This is a genomic window from Janthinobacterium sp. RA13, from assembly GCF_000745325.1.
In the GTDB taxonomy this organism is placed as follows: Bacteria; Pseudomonadota; Gammaproteobacteria; order Burkholderiales; family Burkholderiaceae_D; genus Janthinobacterium; species Janthinobacterium rivuli.
Genome location: NZ_JQNP01000001.1, coordinates 2,597,553 through 2,613,905 on the forward strand (window position 1 = coordinate 2,597,553; position 16,353 = coordinate 2,613,905).

Consider the following 16,353-nt stretch of genomic DNA (forward strand, 5'->3'; position numbering starts at 1 on the left):
TTTGTCTCCGTCTGTGATTGTTGTTTGGTTTGCTATTGGATTCAGCGCATCAGGCCCAGTTCGGCCGCCTGCCTGGAGTAGCGTTCGACTGCCTGGTTCACGTACTGCGTCAATTTGTCGCCCGTCAGCGCGAACGGATACATGCCCGATTGCGTGCGCCACTGGGCAAACTGCGGCGTGGCCATCGCACGGTCGAACGTGGCCACCCAGCGCTGGTAATCCGCTTCCGGCACTTGCGGCCCCATCCACAGGCCGCGGATGATGGGCCAGACCACGTCGACGCCCTGCTCGCGCGCCGTCGGCACGCTGGCCAGCACGCCGGGCAAGCGCTTTTCCGACAGCACCGCCAGCACGCGCGCATGGCTGTCGCCCGCGTTCAGGGTCGCTTCCGACGTGTCGCCCGACATCACCTGCACGTAGTTGGCCTGCATCGCCGTGAAGATCTCGCCGCCACCTTCCAGCGCCACGAAGCGCAGCACTTTCGGGTCGATGCCGGCCTTGCGCGCCACCAGCGCCATCTTCACCCAGTCCTGGCTGCCGATGGTGCCGGACACGCCGATCAGCACCTTGTCGGGGTGGCGCTTGAGCGCGGCGATCAGGTCGGCCAGGCTCTTGTAGGGCGAGTCGCTGCGCACGGCGATCATGCCGTAGTCGGCGCCCAGCGCCGCCACCCAGCGCACGTCGCCCGTCTTGGCGTTGCCGAACTTGCCTTGCGCCAGGTTCAGCAGCGAACCACCCGAAAACACCACCAGGGTGTTGGCTTCGGCACGCCGGCGCTGCGACCCCATCGAGCGCCACGCCACCGCGCCGATGCCGCCCGGCAGATAGCTGATGCGCACCGAGGACGCGAACGGCGCTGCCGCCGCCGGATCGGGCTGCAGCAGCCCTTTCTGCGCCAGCTTGCAGGTCAGGTCCATGGCGCCGCCCGGCTTGGACGGCACCACGCAGTCGACTTCAGGCGCGGCCGCTGCCGCCAGCGCGGGCAGCGGCGCAAACGACAACAGCAACGACAGGAACGCGGTGCGCAGCATGCTCATGCCTTAAAAGCGGTGCTGGATGCCGGCGATCAGGCCGCGCTGCGTGTCGCCGAAACCGGCGTCGTCACGCGACAGGCTGACCAGCTGGTTGTGCTTGGCCTTGGCGTAGGCGCCCGCCACATACAGGTCGGTGCGCTTGGACAGGGCATAGCGCACGCGCGCCACGTACATGATCGGATCGGCATTGAGGTTGGCGGCCACGTTTTTCACGTCCTGGTAGTAGATCACGCCCGTCAAGGTGACGACCGGCGTGGTCTTGTAGCTGACGCCGCCCCAGTACAGGGTGCCGCGCACGTCGGCCTTGCCGGCTGCCGCAGGATCGAGCTTGTAGTCGCGCGCCGCCGCCTGCACTTTCCACGGGCCGTCGTCATACATGGCGCCCAGGTGGTAGACGGTGGTCTTGTCGCGCGCGCCGCCGGCGATGGTGTTGCCGTTGACCTGTTCATACGTGGCCAGCAGGCTGACAGGACCGGTCTTGTAGGTGACGGCCGTGGACAGCTTGGCGCTGTCCGAATTGCCCGTCGACTGTTCGCCGAAACCGTACGATGCGCCGTAGCTGAAGCCGCCCGTCTTGCCCGAGTACTTGACCATGTTGTCGAAGGCCGTCGTCATGCCGTATTTGCTCGGCCCCGTCGCGTTTGCCGAAGTGGCCCACGAGTAGAACGGCGCATACGCCATCGGATCGAACGGCAGCACGAAATCGTACACGGTGGTGAACGAACGTCCCAGCACGACGCGGCCAAACGCGCCTTCCAGGCCCACGTTGGCCTGGCGCTTGAACAGCGCGCCGTCGGCCGCGCCCGTGTCGACCAGGATGCCGCCTTCCAGATTGAAGACGGCTTTCAGGCCGCCGCCCAGGTCTTCGCTGCCCAGGATGCCCCAGCGCGAGGTGTTCATGCCGCCGGAGCTCACTTGCGTCATCGAGCTTTTGTTCGGACCGGCGTTGCTGGTGTTGCTGATGCCGGCGTCCAGGCGGCCGTACAGGGTGACGTTCGACTGGGCGTGGGCGCTGCCGGCTGCGGCGAGTACCGCCATGGCGGCCAGCGAGAATGCGGTTTTCTTCATGTAAAGTGTCTCCCTTAGATATAGTTATTGGTGATATGCCTGATCAATTTCATGAATCAGGATCACACTATATGATCGTGATCCTTTCAATTCGCTTTCAGACTGACAGGTGTCGTCCGCCAGCCACAAGGAGGACAAACTTATTCATCGCCGCCCCTGTCGGCGCGGCGCCAGCAGGCTTACACTGTATCGTTTCAACCGAATGGCGGAGACCATGCGCATATTACTAGTGGAAGATCATCTGGAGCTGTCGCACTGGCTGGCAAAGGCCCTGCGCGACGCGCACCTGACGGTGGAGACCGCCCACAACGGCGCCGATGCCGACGCCCTGCTGCATACGCAGGAATATTCTTTGGTGCTGCTCGACCTGACCCTGCCGAAGATGGATGGCCTGGACGTGCTGCGCCGCCTGCGCGCGCGCGGCGGCACGCGCGGCAAGACTCCCGTCATGATACTCACGGCGCGCGGCGGCCTCGATGAAAAAGTACAGGGCCTGAACCTGGGCGCGGACGACTACATGGCCAAACCGTTCGAACTGGCCGAACTGGAAGCGCGCGTAAAAGCCCTGCTGCGACGCAGCCAGGGCAACGAAGCCCTTGTGCACACCTGCGGCGCCCTCAGTTTCGACACCGTCACGCGCATGTTCAGCTATGGCGGCGCGGCGCTGGCGCTGACGCCGCGCGAACACGCGGTGCTCGAAGCGCTGATCACGCGCTCGGGGCGCGCCGTCTCGAAGGAAAAACTCTTCGACGAAGTCTTCGCGCTGGCCGACGACGCCAACCTCGACGCCATCGAACTGTACATCCACCGCGTGCGCAAGAAACTCGAGAACGGCGTGGAAAGCGGCTCGCCCGACGGCGCCGTCATCACCACCCTGCGCGGCATCGGCTACCTGCTGCAGCCGCGCAGCGCGATGGCGCCGGCCGCGCCAAAATGACCGAGCGCGCCCCACGCCCGCCCCTGCTGGAACGCCTGCGCCGGCGCCGGGCGCAGGGCCGGCCGCTGGGCAGTTTGCGCAGCCAGCTGCTGCGCTGGCTGCTCATCCCGCTGGTGATGCTGGTGCTGCTCGATGCCGTTTTTGTCTACCGCAATGCGCTCGACGCAGCCGACATGGCCTACGACCGCTCCCTGCTGGCGTCGACGCGGGCGCTGGCCGAAAGAGTCTCCATCGTCAACGGCAAGGTAGTGGCCGAAGTGCCGTACGTGGCACTCGACAGCTTCGAGACCGACACCCTGGGCCGCATCTACTACAAGGTGACGGGCATCAATGGCGAGCTGGTGTCGGGCTATGGCGACTTGCCGCCCGTGCCGAAAAACGTGCCCCGCTCGCAGAATTATCCGGCCCTGGTGCGCTTCTACCACGCCGACTACCACGGCAAGCCGATCCGCATCGCCGCCCTGCTGCAGCCCGTGTATGACGACTCGATGCGCGGCATCGCCCTGATCCAGGTGGCCGAGACGCTGGACGCGCGGCGCGGCCTGTCGAACCAGATCCTGTTCGATACCCTGATCTGGCAGGCCGCGATGATACTGGTGATGGGCGCCCTCGTGTGGTTTGCCGTGCGCCTGGTGCTGCGCCCGCTGATGCGCCTGAAAACGGAAGTCGAGACGCGCACCCTGTCCGACCTGTCCGACGTCGATCCCACGCTGGTGCACAAGGAAATGCGCCCGCTGGTGAGCGCCATGAACGGCTCCATGTCGCGCCTGCAGCAGCTGATCGCCAGCCAGCGCCGCTTCATCGCCGATGCCTCGCACCAGCTGCGCACGCCGTTGACGGTGCTGAAAACCCAGGCCGAATTGGCCATGCGCGAATGCGACCGCCAGGCGGGCGCGCCGCCGGACATCGCCGCCCTGCGCGACATCGTGCGTTCGATCGCCGTCACCACCGATTCGACCGTGCTGCTGGCCAACCGCCTGCTGACCCTGGCGCGCATCGAGCATGGCGGCGAGAATCTGGCGATGGACACGGTGCCCTTGCGCGACGTGGCGCAGCAGGTGGGGCTGGAAATGGCCATGGCCGCCGTCGGCAAAAATATCGACCTGTCGCTGGAAGCGCCCGACGAAGCGCCCGTGCATGGCCAGGCCCTGCTGCTGCATGAAATGGTGGCCAACCTGGTCGACAACGCCCTGCGCTACACGCCGCAGGACGGCAGCGTGATCCTGCGCGTGCGCGCGGGCGGCCGTGGAGACGAAACGCTGCTGGAAGTGGAAGACAGCGGCGCCGGCATCCCGCCGGCGGAACGCGAACGCGTGTTCACGCCGTTCTACCGCGTCGGCGCGGCGCTGGAAAGCAATCCGGGCGGCGCCGGCCTGGGCCTGGCCATCGTGCGCGACATCGTGGCCCTGCACGGCGCGCGCCTGGAACTGGCGACGGCGGCGAATGGACACGGGCTGAAAGTCGGCGTGTATTTCGCCCCGGCGCCAGTCGATGCTAAGATCGCGTCCTGAGATTTTAAGGAAGGCAGCGCCATGATGACCAAAGAAGATGTAACCGAACTGTTTGCCAATATCGCCGAGAACGCGCCGTGGGACCTGTCCCAGCCGCTGCTGTGGGGCTATTACTTCACCAACCCCACCTCCGAACCGCTGGAACAGGCCGCCACCCTGCTGGCGCTGCAGGGCTACCGCCCGGTGGAGCTGTATCAGCCAGAACTCGACGACCCGGCGGCACCGCCAGTGTGGGTGCTGCACGTGGAAAAGGCCGAAGTACATGGCGTCGACAGCCTGCACGCGCGCAATGGCGAACTGATGGTGTTTGCGCAGGAAAACCAGCTGGCCAGCTATGACGGCATGGACGTGGGCCCGGTCGCCGCGCCTTGAGCGGCGTAGGCGTAGGTCGGATCAGGTCCGAAGGGCCGTAATCCGACAGCACCATCCATGCCAACAATGTTGTCGGATTACGTGCGGCCTTGCCGCACTAATCCGACCTACTGGCCATGACCACATGGGCGTGGGCGCCGTCATCCGGCAACATCACGCATAAAAAAACGGCGCCCGCGGGCGCCGTTTTGCATGGATCGCGGCAAACGCTCAGCTGAGGTTTTCCAGGCGGATCTTGGTGACCGTGCCCACCACGCTGTTCAACGCTTCCATCTTCTCGATGGCGGCCGTGACGTTCTTTTCCTGCGTCTGGTGCGTCAGCATGATGATGTCCGTATGCGTCTCGCCCTCGGCCGGCTCTTTTTGCAGCATGGCGTCGATCGAGATGCCGCGTTCGGCCAGGATGCGCGTCAGGTCGGCCAGCACGCCCGGCTGGTCGGCCACGTGCATGCGCAGGTAGTAGCTGGTGGTGATTTCCGACATCGGCAGAATCGCGATATCGGTCATCGCATTCGGCTGGAACGCCAGGTGCGGCACGCGGTGTTCCGGGTCGGCCGTGGCCAGGCGCGTGATGTCGACCAGGTCGGCGATCACCGATGAAGCGGTCGGCTCGGCGCCCGCGCCGCGGCCCGAGTACAGGCTGGCGCCGACGGCGTCGCCATGCACCAGCACCGCGTTCATGGCGCCTTCCACGTTGGCGATCAGGCGCTTGGCCGGGATCAGGGTCGGATGCACGCGCAGCTCGATGCCTTCCACGCCGTTGACGGTGGCGCGCTTGGTGATGCCCAGCAGCTTGATGCGGTAGCCCAGCTGCTCGGCGTAGCGGATGTCGACGGCATTGAGGTTGCTGATGCCTTCCACGTAGGCCTTGTCGAACTGCACCGGGATGCCGAAGGCGATGGCCGACATGATGGTCGCCTTGTGCGCGGCGTCGACGCCTTCGATGTCGAAGGTAGGGTCGGCTTCGGCATAGCCGAGTTCCTGCGCCTGTTTCAGCACGGTGGCGAAATCGAGGCCCTTGTCGCGCATCTCGGACAGAATGAAATTGGTGGTGCCGTTGATGATGCCGGCGATCCATTCGATGCGGTTGGCCGTCAAGCCTTCGCGCAGCGCCTTGATGATGGGGATGCCGCCGGCGACGGCCGCCTCGAAGGCCACCATCACGCCCTTGTCCTGGGCGGCGGCGAAGATTTCGTTGCCGTGCACGGCCAGCAGGGCCTTGTTGGCCGTGACCACGTGCTTGCCGTTGGCAATCGCCTGCATGACCAGGGTTTTCGACAGGTCGTAGCCACCGATCAGTTCGACGACGATGTCGATCTCGGGATCGTTGACGATCTGGTAGGGGTCGTTGACGACCTTGCAGCCGCCGGCGACAAGCGCTTCGGCGCGCGCCACGTCGCGCACGGCGACGGCGACGACTTCAATGCCGCGGCCCGCGCGGCGCTTGATTTCTTCCTGGTTGCGTTTCAGGACGCTGAACGTGCCGTAACCGACGTTGCCCAGGCCCAGCAGGCCGATCTTGATGGATTTCATAGTTGTGCTTGACTGCTCATAAGTGGCGCCCCCTTTGGGCGACGCCAGGTTGATCGAGATTGCTGCTGGCTGGTTCAGCCCCGGCCGTGACGCTTGCGATAGCCTTCGAGGAAGCGCGCAATGCGCCCCATGGCCTCGGTCAGGTCATCGGAGTTGGGCAGGAAGACGACGCGGAAATGGTCGGGCGCGATCCAGTTGAAGCCCGTACCCTGCACGATCAGGACCTTCGCTTCGGCCAGTAATTCATAGGCAAACTGCTGGTCGTCGGCGATCGGGTAGATCTCCGGGTCCAGGCGCGGGAACATGTACAGCGCGGCCTTTGGCTTGACACAGGTGACGCCCGGAATATCGGTCAGCAGCTTGTGCGCCAGGTCGCGCTGTTTCAACAGGCGCCCGCCGGGCCCCACCAGGTCTTGTATGCTCTGGTAGCCGCCAAGCGCCGTCTGGATAGCAAACTGCCCCGGCGCGTTGGCGCATAGCCGCATCGAGGCCAGCATGTTGAGGCCTTCGATGTAATCTTTTGCGTGGCGTTTTTCGCCCGAGACCACCATCCAGCCGGAACGGTAGCCGCAGGAGCGGTAATTCTTCGACAGGCCGTTCATGGTGATGAACAGCACGTCGTCGGCCAGCGAGGCGATGGACACGTGCTCGGCTTCGTCGTACAGCACCTTGTCGTAGATCTCGTCGGCGAAAATGATCAATTGGTGCTGGCGCGCCAGTTCGACGATCTGCAGCAGCACGGAAACCGGATACAGCGCGCCCGTGGGATTGTTCGGGTTGATGACGACGATGGCCTTGGTCTGCGGCGTGATCTTGCGGCGCATGTCCTCGATGTCGGGATACCATTCGTTCTGCTCGTCGCACACATAATGCACGGGATTGCCGCCCGACAGGCTGACGGCGGCCGTCCACAGCGGGTAATCGGGCGCCGGCACCAGCACTTCGTCGCCACTGTTGAGCAGCGCGTTCATCGACATGACGATCAGTTCGGAAGCGCCATTGCCCAGGTAAATGTCATCGATGGTCACGCCGGCGATATTCTTGCCCTGCGTGTAGTGCATGACGGCCTTGCGCGGCGCGAACATGCCTTTCGAATCCGTATAGCCGGCCGCGTTCTGCAGATTGAGCATCATGTCGCGCACGATCTCGTCGGGCGGATCGAAGCCGAATACGGCCAGATTGCCGATATTGAGCTTGGTGATCTTGTGGCCTTCTTCTTCCATTTGCCTGGATTTTTCCAGGACCGGGCCGCGGATGTCGTAGCAGACGTCCGCCAATTTATTCGATTTCTGAATCGGTCGCAAAATAAATCCCTGTCGTGATGCGGCGCGGTGACCAGAACTTGCAGCATGATAGCCGCGCCAGAACTATGAACCCGTGAAACTGCGATGCGAAAGACTGCAAGGCGAAAACAACCATTCTCGCCGAAAACAGGCCATTTTATCAAATTAAACATGGCCAACCCCAGCATTTGACGCCGATTCTGCCACGCCGGCGCCTCCGCACGGCAATCGGGCGGGTGCCATCTTCATCTTCCCTTAATCTTGCAGCATTACCATGGCGAAAGCAGGCATCGCCACTGTGGCGCCGAACATTGCAATTTGGAAAGGATGTTGCTTTTCAGTCGCTCTTTTCTGTCATTTATGGCATGCTTACGCCCTTGGCCGCGGCACGCAGTTTGGCCGCGCGCGCACCGATCAACCGACACGACCAGCCCCCGATATCGCCATGAAACTCCATGCCAGCAGCACCCAACAATACCAGACTGTCACCGGCTATGACGAAAACGGCGTCGAGATCAATGCCCAGCCGTACAACTACAGCCTGATCGTCATGCCGGAAACACCGCCACGGGCGTGGGAAGTCACCAGTTTCGAAGAATTGACCGAGGCGCATTTCGCGCAAATCCTGGCCGACGCACCCGACGTGGTCATCCTCGGCACGGGCGAGCGCCAGCGCTTCGTGCATCCGAAACTGACGGCAGCGCTGACCATGCGCCGCATCGGCGTCGAATGCATGGATAGCCAGGCTGCCTGCCGCACCTACAATATCCTCATGGGCGAAGGCCGCAAGGCCACCCTGGCCCTGATCCTGGCCCCGGCCGCGGGCAAGGCCGCATGAAAATCAACGTCAACGAGCTGCACTCGTCGCGGGTGCTGATGTGGTCGCTGCTGGGCATCTTCATCGTCGTCACCCTGTATGCGCTGGGTATCCGTACCCTGGTACCGCCCGACGAGGGCCGCTACGCCGAGATGGCGCGCGAAATGTTCGTCACGGGCGACTGGATCACCACGCGCCTGAACGGTATCAAATACTTTGAGAAGCCACCGCTGCAAACGTGGATGAATGCGCTGACCTTCGCCGCCTTCGGCCTGGGCGAATGGCAGGCACGTTTGTGGACTGGCCTGTGCGGCATCATCGGCGTGTGCATGACGGCCTACGCGGGCAAAAAAGTGTTCGGCCCGCGCGTGGGCCTGTATGCCGGCCTGGTGCTGGCGTCGAGCCTGTTCTGGCTCGCTTCCGGCCAGATCAATTCGCTGGACATGGGCCTGTCGGGCATGATGACCCTCACCCTGGGCAGCCTGCTGATCGCGCAGCGCGACGACGCCACGGCGAATGAGCGGCGCAACTGGATGCTGGCCTGCTGGGCCGCCATGGCGCTGGCCGTGCTGGCCAAGGGCCTGATCGGCATCGTGCTGCCGGGCGCCGTGCTGGTGCTGTATTCGCTGTGCGCGCGCGACTGGCGCATCTGGACGCGCTTGCACCTGGTCAAGGGCTTGCTGGTGTTTTTCGCCATCGCCACGCCGTGGTTCGTGCTGGTCGCCCTGCGCAATCCGGAACAGCCGCACTTCTTCTTCATCCACGAGCACTTCCAGCGCTTCCTGATGAAGGGCCACAAGCGCGAAGGCGCCTGGTACTACTTCCTCGTGCTGCTCATTCCCGGCATCCTGCCCTGGATAGGCGTGCTGCCGCAAAGCCTGGCCGCCGCATTCAAGCGCCAGGAAGGCGCCTTCCAGCCCCGCTTGATGCTGCTGATCTGGGCCGTCTTCATTTTCTTCTTCTTCAGCTATTCAACCTCGAAGCTGCCTGGCTACATCGTGCCCGTCTTCCCGGCGCTGGCCCTGCTGGTGGCGCTGTATCTGGAATCGGCTTCGCGCCGCCAGCGCCTGTTCGCCGCCGGCCTGCTGTGCGTGCTGGGCGCGGCCATCCTGATCGGCGGACCGATCGCCTTCGGCAAGGCCAGCGCACGCGACGCGGAAGCCCTGGTCGCGCTCAAGGGTTACCAGCCATGGCTGATGGCGGCCGGCTTCTTCGCCCTGGCCGGCGGCGCCCTGGCCTTGCTGCATGCGCGCCAGCTGCGCCGCGACATGACGGTGCTGACGATCGCCGGCGCCGGCTTCCTGGCCACGCACTGCATCCTGGCCGGCTCCGAACTGTATGGCCAGAACCGCGCAGGCACCGACATGCTGCCGCAGATCCAGGCCGAACTGACGGCCGATACCAAGCTGTATTCTGTCGGCATCTATGAGCAGTCGCTGACGTATTACCTGCAGCGGCCCGTGATCCTCGTCGATTACTGGGATGAGTTCACGTTTGGCCTGAAACAGCAGCCCGAGCTGTCCATTCCGGACATCGAGACTTTCATCACGCAATGGACGAACGATGCCAATGCGGGCGTGCGCGGCATGGCCATTATCAGCCTGAACCGTTACAAGGAATTGCAAGCGCGTGGCGTGCCCATGCGCGTGATTGCCGAAGATGCGCGCCGCATGGTCATTGCCAACAAATAATGTTTAACCGGGGCGCGAGGCAGCACGGACCGCGCCCCCGGCCAGCCTGCCCCGCCCCCGCATCAGCTGGATTTTTCACCGCTGAACTGGCTGCGCCGCCATACTGACGATATAAAATAGCCATGCCTGCCAGCCGCCTTTCACGGCACTGGCAGCCTCGGCGATGCCGATACCCTGACCCAACACAGATTCAAGAATTGCGCCCATGACCTCTACCCTGCCCTTTTTGCCCTTTTCCAAACCCACCATCGATGAAGCGACCATCGCCGCCGTCGGCGACGTGCTGCGCTCGGGCTGGATCACCAGCGGCCCGAAAGTGCAGGCCTTCGAAGCCCAGCTGTCCGAGTATTTCGGCGGGCGTCCCGTGCGCACCTTCAATTCGGGCACGTGCACCATGGAAATCGCGCTGCGCATCGCCGGCATAGGCCCCGGCGACGAAGTCATCACCACGCCCGTGTCGTGGGTAGCGACGGCCAACGTCATCATCGAAGTGGGCGCCACGCCCGTGTTTGCCGACATCGACCCCGTCACGCGCAATATCGACCTCGACAAGCTGGAAGCGGCCATCACCCCGCGCACCAAAGCCATCATCCCCGTCTACCTGTCCGGCTTGCCCGTCGACATGGACCGCCTGTACGGGATTGCCGACAAGTACAAGCTGCGCGTCGTGGAAGACGCGGCGCAAGCGTTCGGCTCCACCTGGAAAGGCAAGCGCATCGGCGCGTTTGGCGACTTCGTCTCGTTCAGCTTCCAGGCCAACAAGAACATCACCACGGGCGAAGGCGGCGCGCTGGTCCTGAACAACCTGGAAGAAGCGAAGCTGGCCGAGAAATACCGGCTGCAGGGCGTCACGCGCAGCGGCGTCGACGGCATCGACGTCGACGTGCTGGGCGGCAAATACAACATGAGCGACATCATGGCCGCCATCGGCCTGGGCCAGTTCGCTAATATCGATGCGATCACGGCCCACCGCCGCGCGCTCGCGCGCCATTACTTTGAGCAATTCGGCAGCGACTTCGAAGCCCTGAGCGGCGCCCAGCTGCCGGTGCAGGATTTTGAGAACAGCAACTGGCATTTGTTCCAGATCATCCTGCCCGACAATGGCCCCGGCACGCGCGCTGACTTCATGCAGCAAATGGCGCAGCAAAACGTGGGAACGGGCTATCATTACGCACCGATCCACCTGTTTACCATGTACCGCGAACGCGGCTTTACCGAGGGCATGTTCCCCGTCTCGGAAAAGATCGGCCGCCTGACCGTGACCTTGCCGATGTTCTACGCCATGACGACACAGGACGTGGAACGCGCCGTCGCCACCGTCAAATCCATACTCATCAAATGAGCAGCGCGCCGATGAAACCTGAACTGTCCATTATCATTCCAATCTACAACGAGCAGGATGGCCTGGCCAGCCTGTTCGCCCGCCTGTATCCGGCTCTGGACGCCCTGCAGACGAGCTACGAGATCATCTTCGTCAACGATGGCAGCCGCGACAATTCGGTGGCCATCCTGGCGGAGCAGTTCCGCCAGCGCCCCGACGTCACGCGCGTCGTCCTGTTCAACGGTAATTATGGCCAGCACATGGCCATCCTGGCCGGTTTTGAAGCGTCGCGCGGGCAAATCATGGTCACGCTCGACGCCGACCTGCAAAACCCGCCCGAAGAAATCGGCAACCTGGTGGCGAAGATGCGCGAAGGCTACGATTACGTGGGCTCGATCCGGCGCAAGCGGCAAGATTCCGCCTGGCGCACCCTGGCCTCGAAGATGATGAATCGTCTGCGTGAAAAGATCACGAATATCAAGATTACCGATCAGGGCAACATGCTGCGCGCGTATGGCCGCAACGTGATCGACCTGGTCAACCAGTGCGCCGAGGTCAACACCTTCGTGCCTGCCCTGGCCTACACGTTTGCCCGCAAGCCCACGGAAATTACCGTCGAGCACGAGGAACGCTCGGCCGGCGAGTCGAAATATTCGCTGTACAGCCTGATCCGTCTCAATTTCGACCTGGTCACGGGCTTTTCGCTGATACCCCTGCAAATCTTTTCCATGCTGGGCATGCTGCTGTCCTTCAGTTCGGCCGTGCTGGTGATCTATCTGCTGGCGCGCCGCTTCCTGTTCGGCGCCGAGGCGCAGGGCGTGTTTACCCTGTTCGCCATCGCCTTCTTCCTGATGGGCGTGATCCTGTTCGGCATCGGCCTGGTGGGCGAATACGTGGGACGCATCTTCCAGCAAGTGCGCGCCCGTCCCCGCTACGTGGTGCAAACCATCTTGCAGGACGGCATGGTCCAGGCGGAAGCCGAGGCGGCATCGTATGTGCGCCTGGAAAAGCGCCAGGTGGGCCGCTGATGGGCGCCCCACGCGCCGTCGTCTTCGGCTACCACAATGTCGGCGTGCGCTGCATCAAGGTGCTGCTGGCCGGCGGCGTCGACATCGCCCTCGTCGTCACGCACGAAGACAGCCCCACGGAAAACCTGTGGTTCGAATCCGTCGCCAGCCTGTGCCAGGCTGAAGGCATCCCCTACATCACGCCTTCGGACGCGCGCGCGCCCGAGTTGCTGGCGCAGGTGCGGGCGGCGGCACCGGACATGCTGTTCAGCTTTTACTACCGCCACATGCTGCCGGCCAGCATCCTGGAAGTCGCGCCCGCCTACAATATGCACGGCTCACTGCTGCCGCAGTTCCGCGGCCGCGCGCCCGTCAACTGGGCCGTGCTGCATGGCGCCCCGCAAACGGGCGCCACCCTGCATGAAATGACGGTCAAGCCCGATGCCGGCGCCATCGTCGCGCAAACTGCCGTGCCCATCCTGCCCGACGACACGGCCTTCGAAGTCTTCGGCAAGGTCACCGTGGCGGCCGAACAAACCTTGTGGCACGTGTTGCCGGCCTTGCTGGACGGCACGGCGCCGCGCCAGCTCAACGATTTGCGCCAGGGCGGCTACTTTGGCGGACGCACGCCGGAAGACGGCCGCATCGACTGGAAGTTACCGGCGCAGCAGGTATACAACCTGCACCGGGCCGTCGCGCCCCCCTATCCCGGCGCGTTCACCGAAGTCAACGATGTCATTTACATCATCGAAAAAGCCCGTTTAAGCAAGCTTTCAGCAGGAAGTTTGCCACCTGGCTTGGCGGTAGTGGATAATTGCATCTTTGGCGTCTGCGGAGACGGCCGCATGCTGGCCATTTCCGCGCTGAGGGCTGCCGGGGAGCCGGTTTCGGCTCAGCAATTGCAAGCAAGTCTGACCACCCGCGTCAGCACACACTGATATCACACAAGAGAATCTCACATGAAAAAAGTCCTCATCTTAGGCGTCAACGGCTTCATCGGCCACCACCTGTCCAAGCGCATCCTGGAAACCACCGACTGGCATGTCTACGGCATGGACATGAACACGGACCGCATCACGGAATTGCTGGAAGATGACAACTACAAGTCGCGCATGCACTTCTTCGAAGGCGACATCACGATCAACAAGGAATGGGTCGAATACCACGTCAAGAAATGCGACGTGATCCTGCCGCTGGTGGCCATCGCCACGCCGTCGACCTACGTCAAGCAGCCGCTGCGCGTCTTCGAACTGGACTTCGAAGCCAACCTGCCCATCGTCCGCTCGGCCGCCAAGTACGGCAAGCACCTGGTCTTCCCGTCGACCTCGGAAGTGTATGGCATGTGCCATGACGAGGAATTCGACCCGGAAAACTCGGAACTGATCTGCGGCCCGATCAACAAGCCGCGCTGGATCTATTCGAACGCCAAGCAGCTGATGGACCGCGTGATCTGGGGCTACGGCATGGAAGGTTTGAACTTCACCCTGTTCCGTCCGTTCAACTGGATCGGCGCGGGCCTGGACTCGATCCACACGCCAAAAGAAGGTTCCTCGCGCGTGGTGACGCAATTCTTCGGCCATATCGTGCGCGGCGAAAACATCTCGCTGGTCGACGGCGGCGCGCAGAAACGCGCGTTCACCTACATCGACGACGGCATCGATGCGCTGATGCGCATCATCGCCAACAAGAACGGCATCGCCAGCGGCAAGATCTACAACATTGGCAATCCGATCAATAACTATTCGATCCGCGACCTGGCCGGCATGATGCTGACCCTGGCCGCCGAATATCCGGAATACGCCGAAGGCGCGAAACACGTGAACATCGTGGAAACGACCTCGGGCGCCTACTACGGCGCCGGCTACCAGGACGTGCAAAACCGCGTGCCGAAAATCACGAATACCTGCGAAGAGCTGGGCTGGGCGCCGACCACCACCATGGCCGATTCCCTGCGCAATATTTTCGACGCCTACCGCAGCCAGGTAGCCCAAGCCAAAGCACTGATGGATTAATGTTGAGCAAGCCGTTCCTGACCCTGAAAATCGACGTCGATACCTATCGCGGCACCCGTGAAGGCATGGGCAATCTGGTGCGCATGCTGGCCGCGCACCAGGCCAAGGCCACTTTTCTGTTCTCGCTGGGCCCCGACCATACGGGCTGGGCCCTGCGGCGCGCCTTGAAGCCGGGCTTTTTCAGCAAGGTCTCGCGCACCTCGGTGGTCGAACACTACGGCTTGAAAACATTGATGTACGGCACTTTGCTGCCGGGACCCGATATCGGCAAGCAATGCGCGGCGCAATTGCGCGCCGTGCGCGATGCCGGTTTCGAGTGCGGCATCCACACCTGGGATCACACCCTGTGGCAAGACAACGTGGCCAAGCGCAACGCCGCCTGGACCATCAACATGATGCGCAAGGCCGCCAACCGCTACGAGCAAGTGTTTGGCGCCAAGCCACACACGCACGGCGCGGCCGGCTGGCAAATGAATGTCAGCGCCTTTGTCGAACACGACACGGCCGGCTACCGCTTTGCCTCCGACGGCCGCGCCATGCTCGACGCGCGCGGCGCCATGGTGCATGCCAGCAATGGCCCGCACCGCGTGCGCAACGGCAACACCATCCTGCAATGCGTACAATTGCCCACCACTCTGCCCACCCTGGATGAATTGCTGGGCTGCGAAATCGACGGCAAGCTGATCACGACCGGCAATGTTGCCGCGCATATATTGTCGCTGACGGCGGATAATCCCCGCGATCACGTGTATACCTTGCATGCGGAACTTGAAGGACAGAAACTCGCCCCCATTTTCGAACAACTGCTGGCTGGCTGGAAAACCCAGGGCTACCAGTTTGCAGCGATGGGCGATTATTATGAAAAGATAAAAAATACGGACTTGCCCGTTTGTCCCGTCACCTGGGATGAGTTGCCAGGCCGTTCGGGACGCCTGATTGTGCAGGGCAAAGCGGCCTGAATGCTGTATTGTTGCACCTGGATGCGTTGCCAGATTAAAAACCAGCGCTGATGATCACCGTTCAGGAGAGAACCTGTGGCTGATAGCCAATCCCTCGTTAGCATACCCGACTTTAGCGCCGCCATGACCAGCGGCAAGACCTTTCAGTTGCTGGGCCGTCCGGCCAAGGCCACGGTGCTGTTTTTCTATCCGAAGGACAACACTCCTGGCTGCACCACGGAAAACATCGCCTTCCGCGATGCGTATTCGCAATTCGTCGCTGCCGGCGTGGAAATCTACGGCATCAGCCGCGATTCCCTGCGCTCGCACGAAAGCTTCAAAGCCAAGCTGGAGCTGCCATTCGAGCTCATTTCCGACCCGGACGAAGCCGTTTGCCTGCTGTTTAACGTCATGAAGATGAAACAGATGTACGGCAAGACGGTTCGTGGCGTCGAGCGCAGCACGTTTGTGATTGACGCCCAGGGCCGATTGGTGAAAGAATGGAGAGGCGTGAAGGTCGCAACTCACGTGGAAGAAGTGCTGGAATTCGTAGCGCATCTGAATTGATCGTCCATATTGATCCAATGCGCGTTGTCGGCTTCCAGCGAGCCTGGTTCAACCGCAGTTCAGTTCACGGTACCTATCGCCATTTTGAGTCAACGAAGCGCCTCCATCCACTCCGCCAGGCGGGCCTGCAGCCCGACTATGGCGTCCATGACCGGCCATGCTGCCGGCCTTCCGGCAGTTACTCGTCCTGTAGCATTGTTGTTCCCCCGCATCCACCCCATGAGAAGTGCCGCCAGAAGCTGGCTGCCCATGGGCGATTCAT

The 16,353-nt window shown here is 62.7% G+C and carries 16 protein-coding genes; 11 read left to right on the forward strand and 5 right to left on the reverse strand.

The window, feature by feature from the left end; translation table 11 throughout:
* Window positions 1–41: 41 nt before the first annotated feature.
* Both FG13_RS11500 and FG13_RS11505 read right to left on the reverse strand, forming a co-directional pair.
* Window positions 42–1,037, reverse strand: coding sequence for a tripartite tricarboxylate transporter substrate-binding protein (locus FG13_RS11500; protein ID WP_081922539.1), 996 nt, complete (start codon window positions 1,035–1,037; stop codon window positions 42–44).
* A gap of 3 nt (window positions 1,038–1,040) precedes the next feature.
* A complete protein-coding gene (locus FG13_RS11505; protein ID WP_035820978.1) occupies window positions 1,041–2,102 on the reverse strand; it encodes a porin in 1,062 nt (353 codons plus the stop codon).
* A gap of 214 nt (window positions 2,103–2,316) precedes the next feature.
* Between FG13_RS11505 and FG13_RS11510 the strand changes: the two genes are divergently transcribed.
* From FG13_RS11510 to FG13_RS11520, 3 genes are read left to right on the forward strand one after another with little or no spacing between them, the layout of a single operon-like run.
* A complete protein-coding gene (locus tag FG13_RS11510) occupies window positions 2,317–3,039 on the forward strand; it encodes a response regulator (protein ID WP_035827948.1) in 723 nt (240 codons plus the stop codon).
* Window positions 3,036–4,550, forward strand: a complete 1,515-nt coding sequence (locus FG13_RS11515) for a sensor histidine kinase (RefSeq protein WP_051958942.1) — start codon at window positions 3,036–3,038, stop codon at window positions 4,548–4,550. The genes FG13_RS11510 and FG13_RS11515 overlap by 4 nt, the downstream gene beginning before the upstream one ends.
* 21 nt (window positions 4,551–4,571) lie before the next feature.
* Window positions 4,572–4,922 (forward strand): ribonuclease E inhibitor RraB, encoded by a 351-nt coding sequence (locus tag FG13_RS11520; RefSeq protein ID WP_051958944.1) that lies wholly within the window; start codon window positions 4,572–4,574, stop codon window positions 4,920–4,922.
* Window positions 4,923–5,132: 210 nt separating this feature from the next.
* On the opposite strand, the gene FG13_RS11525 is transcribed toward FG13_RS11520, so the two are convergent.
* Both FG13_RS11525 and FG13_RS11530 read right to left on the reverse strand, forming a co-directional pair.
* Window positions 5,133–6,455 carry a homoserine dehydrogenase gene (locus FG13_RS11525; protein ID WP_035820979.1) on the reverse strand — a complete coding sequence of 441 codons (1,323 nt, stop codon included), beginning with the start codon at window positions 6,453–6,455 and terminating at the stop codon, window positions 5,133–5,135.
* A gap of 74 nt (window positions 6,456–6,529) precedes the next feature.
* Window positions 6,530–7,759: a pyridoxal phosphate-dependent aminotransferase gene (locus FG13_RS11530; protein WP_034750427.1), complete on the reverse strand. Its 1,230-nt coding sequence runs from the start codon at window positions 7,757–7,759 to the stop codon at window positions 6,530–6,532.
* Between the two features lie 424 nt (window positions 7,760–8,183).
* On the opposite strand from FG13_RS11530, the gene FG13_RS11535 reads away from it, so the two are divergent.
* Both FG13_RS11535 and FG13_RS11540 read left to right on the forward strand, forming a co-directional pair.
* Window positions 8,184–8,576 (forward strand): Mth938-like domain-containing protein, encoded by a 393-nt coding sequence (locus FG13_RS11535; RefSeq protein ID WP_035820981.1) that lies wholly within the window; start codon window positions 8,184–8,186, stop codon window positions 8,574–8,576.
* Window positions 8,573–10,246, forward strand: a complete 1,674-nt coding sequence (locus FG13_RS11540; RefSeq protein WP_035820983.1) for a glycosyltransferase family 39 protein — start codon at window positions 8,573–8,575, stop codon at window positions 10,244–10,246. Before FG13_RS11535 ends, FG13_RS11540 begins: the two co-directional genes overlap by 4 nt.
* Window positions 10,247–10,321: 75 nt before the next feature.
* Here the strand turns inward: FG13_RS11540 and FG13_RS31100 are convergent, their stop codons facing one another.
* Entirely contained in the window at window positions 10,322–10,453 is a 132-nt protein-coding gene (locus FG13_RS31100; RefSeq protein ID WP_268747014.1) for a hypothetical protein, read from the reverse strand.
* Here FG13_RS31100 and FG13_RS11545 point away from each other — a divergent pair.
* The 6 genes from FG13_RS11545 to FG13_RS11570 all read left to right on the forward strand — a co-directional run bounded on the left by FG13_RS11545 (window position 10,452) and on the right by FG13_RS11570 (window position 16,091).
* On the forward strand, window positions 10,452–11,588 hold the full coding sequence (locus FG13_RS11545) for a DegT/DnrJ/EryC1/StrS family aminotransferase (protein WP_035820985.1): 1,137 nt from the start codon (window positions 10,452–10,454) through the stop codon (window positions 11,586–11,588). The two genes, FG13_RS31100 and FG13_RS11545, sit on opposite strands and share 2 nt — an antisense overlap.
* An 11-nt stretch (window positions 11,589–11,599) precedes the next feature.
* Window positions 11,600–12,595, forward strand: a complete 996-nt coding sequence (locus FG13_RS11550; RefSeq protein ID WP_035827954.1) for a glycosyltransferase — start codon at window positions 11,600–11,602, stop codon at window positions 12,593–12,595.
* The gene (locus FG13_RS11555) at window positions 12,595–13,512 is read left to right on the forward strand and encodes a formyltransferase (protein WP_035820987.1); all 918 of its coding nucleotides are present in this window, start codon (window positions 12,595–12,597) and stop codon (window positions 13,510–13,512) included. The genes FG13_RS11550 and FG13_RS11555 overlap by 1 nt, the downstream gene beginning before the upstream one ends.
* 21 nt (window positions 13,513–13,533) lie before the next feature.
* A complete protein-coding gene (locus FG13_RS11560) occupies window positions 13,534–14,586 on the forward strand; it encodes a bifunctional UDP-4-keto-pentose/UDP-xylose synthase (protein ID WP_035820989.1) in 1,053 nt (350 codons plus the stop codon).
* The gene (locus FG13_RS11565; RefSeq protein WP_035820990.1) at window positions 14,586–15,545 is read left to right on the forward strand and encodes a polysaccharide deacetylase family protein; all 960 of its coding nucleotides are present in this window, start codon (window positions 14,586–14,588) and stop codon (window positions 15,543–15,545) included. Before FG13_RS11560 ends, FG13_RS11565 begins: the two co-directional genes overlap by 1 nt.
* Before the next feature lie 75 nt (window positions 15,546–15,620).
* On the forward strand, window positions 15,621–16,091 hold the full coding sequence (locus tag FG13_RS11570; protein ID WP_034785468.1) for a peroxiredoxin: 471 nt from the start codon (window positions 15,621–15,623) through the stop codon (window positions 16,089–16,091).
* Window positions 16,092–16,353 lie beyond the last annotated feature (262 nt).

Excerpts from the sequence above, each read along its gene's own strand:
- FG13_RS11500 (WP_081922539.1), bottom strand. The coding sequence starts at position 1,037 with ATGAGCATGCTGCGCACCGCGTTCCTGTCGTTGCTGTTGTCGTTTGCG.
- FG13_RS11505 (WP_035820978.1), bottom strand. The coding sequence starts at position 2,102 with ATGAAGAAAACCGCATTCTCGCTGGCCGCCATGGCGGTACTCGCCGCA.
- FG13_RS11510 (WP_035827948.1), top strand. The coding sequence starts at position 2,317 with ATGCGCATATTACTAGTGGAAGATCATCTGGAGCTGTCGCACTGGCTG.
- FG13_RS11515 (WP_051958942.1), top strand. The coding sequence starts at position 3,036 with ATGACCGAGCGCGCCCCACGCCCGCCCCTGCTGGAACGCCTGCGCCGG.
- FG13_RS11520 (WP_051958944.1), top strand. The coding sequence starts at position 4,572 with ATGATGACCAAAGAAGATGTAACCGAACTGTTTGCCAATATCGCCGAG.
- FG13_RS11525 (WP_035820979.1), bottom strand. The coding sequence starts at position 6,455 with ATGAAATCCATCAAGATCGGCCTGCTGGGCCTGGGCAACGTCGGTTAC.
- FG13_RS11535 (WP_035820981.1), top strand. The coding sequence starts at position 8,184 with ATGAAACTCCATGCCAGCAGCACCCAACAATACCAGACTGTCACCGGC.
- FG13_RS11540 (WP_035820983.1), top strand. The coding sequence starts at position 8,573 with ATGAAAATCAACGTCAACGAGCTGCACTCGTCGCGGGTGCTGATGTGG.
- FG13_RS11545 (WP_035820985.1), top strand. The coding sequence starts at position 10,452 with ATGACCTCTACCCTGCCCTTTTTGCCCTTTTCCAAACCCACCATCGAT.
- FG13_RS31100 (WP_268747014.1), bottom strand. The coding sequence starts at position 10,453 with ATGGGCGCAATTCTTGAATCTGTGTTGGGTCAGGGTATCGGCATCGCC.
- FG13_RS11550 (WP_035827954.1), top strand. The coding sequence starts at position 11,600 with ATGAAACCTGAACTGTCCATTATCATTCCAATCTACAACGAGCAGGAT.
- FG13_RS11555 (WP_035820987.1), top strand. The coding sequence starts at position 12,595 with ATGGGCGCCCCACGCGCCGTCGTCTTCGGCTACCACAATGTCGGCGTG.
- FG13_RS11560 (WP_035820989.1), top strand. The coding sequence starts at position 13,534 with ATGAAAAAAGTCCTCATCTTAGGCGTCAACGGCTTCATCGGCCACCAC.
- FG13_RS11565 (WP_035820990.1), top strand. The coding sequence starts at position 14,586 with ATGTTGAGCAAGCCGTTCCTGACCCTGAAAATCGACGTCGATACCTAT.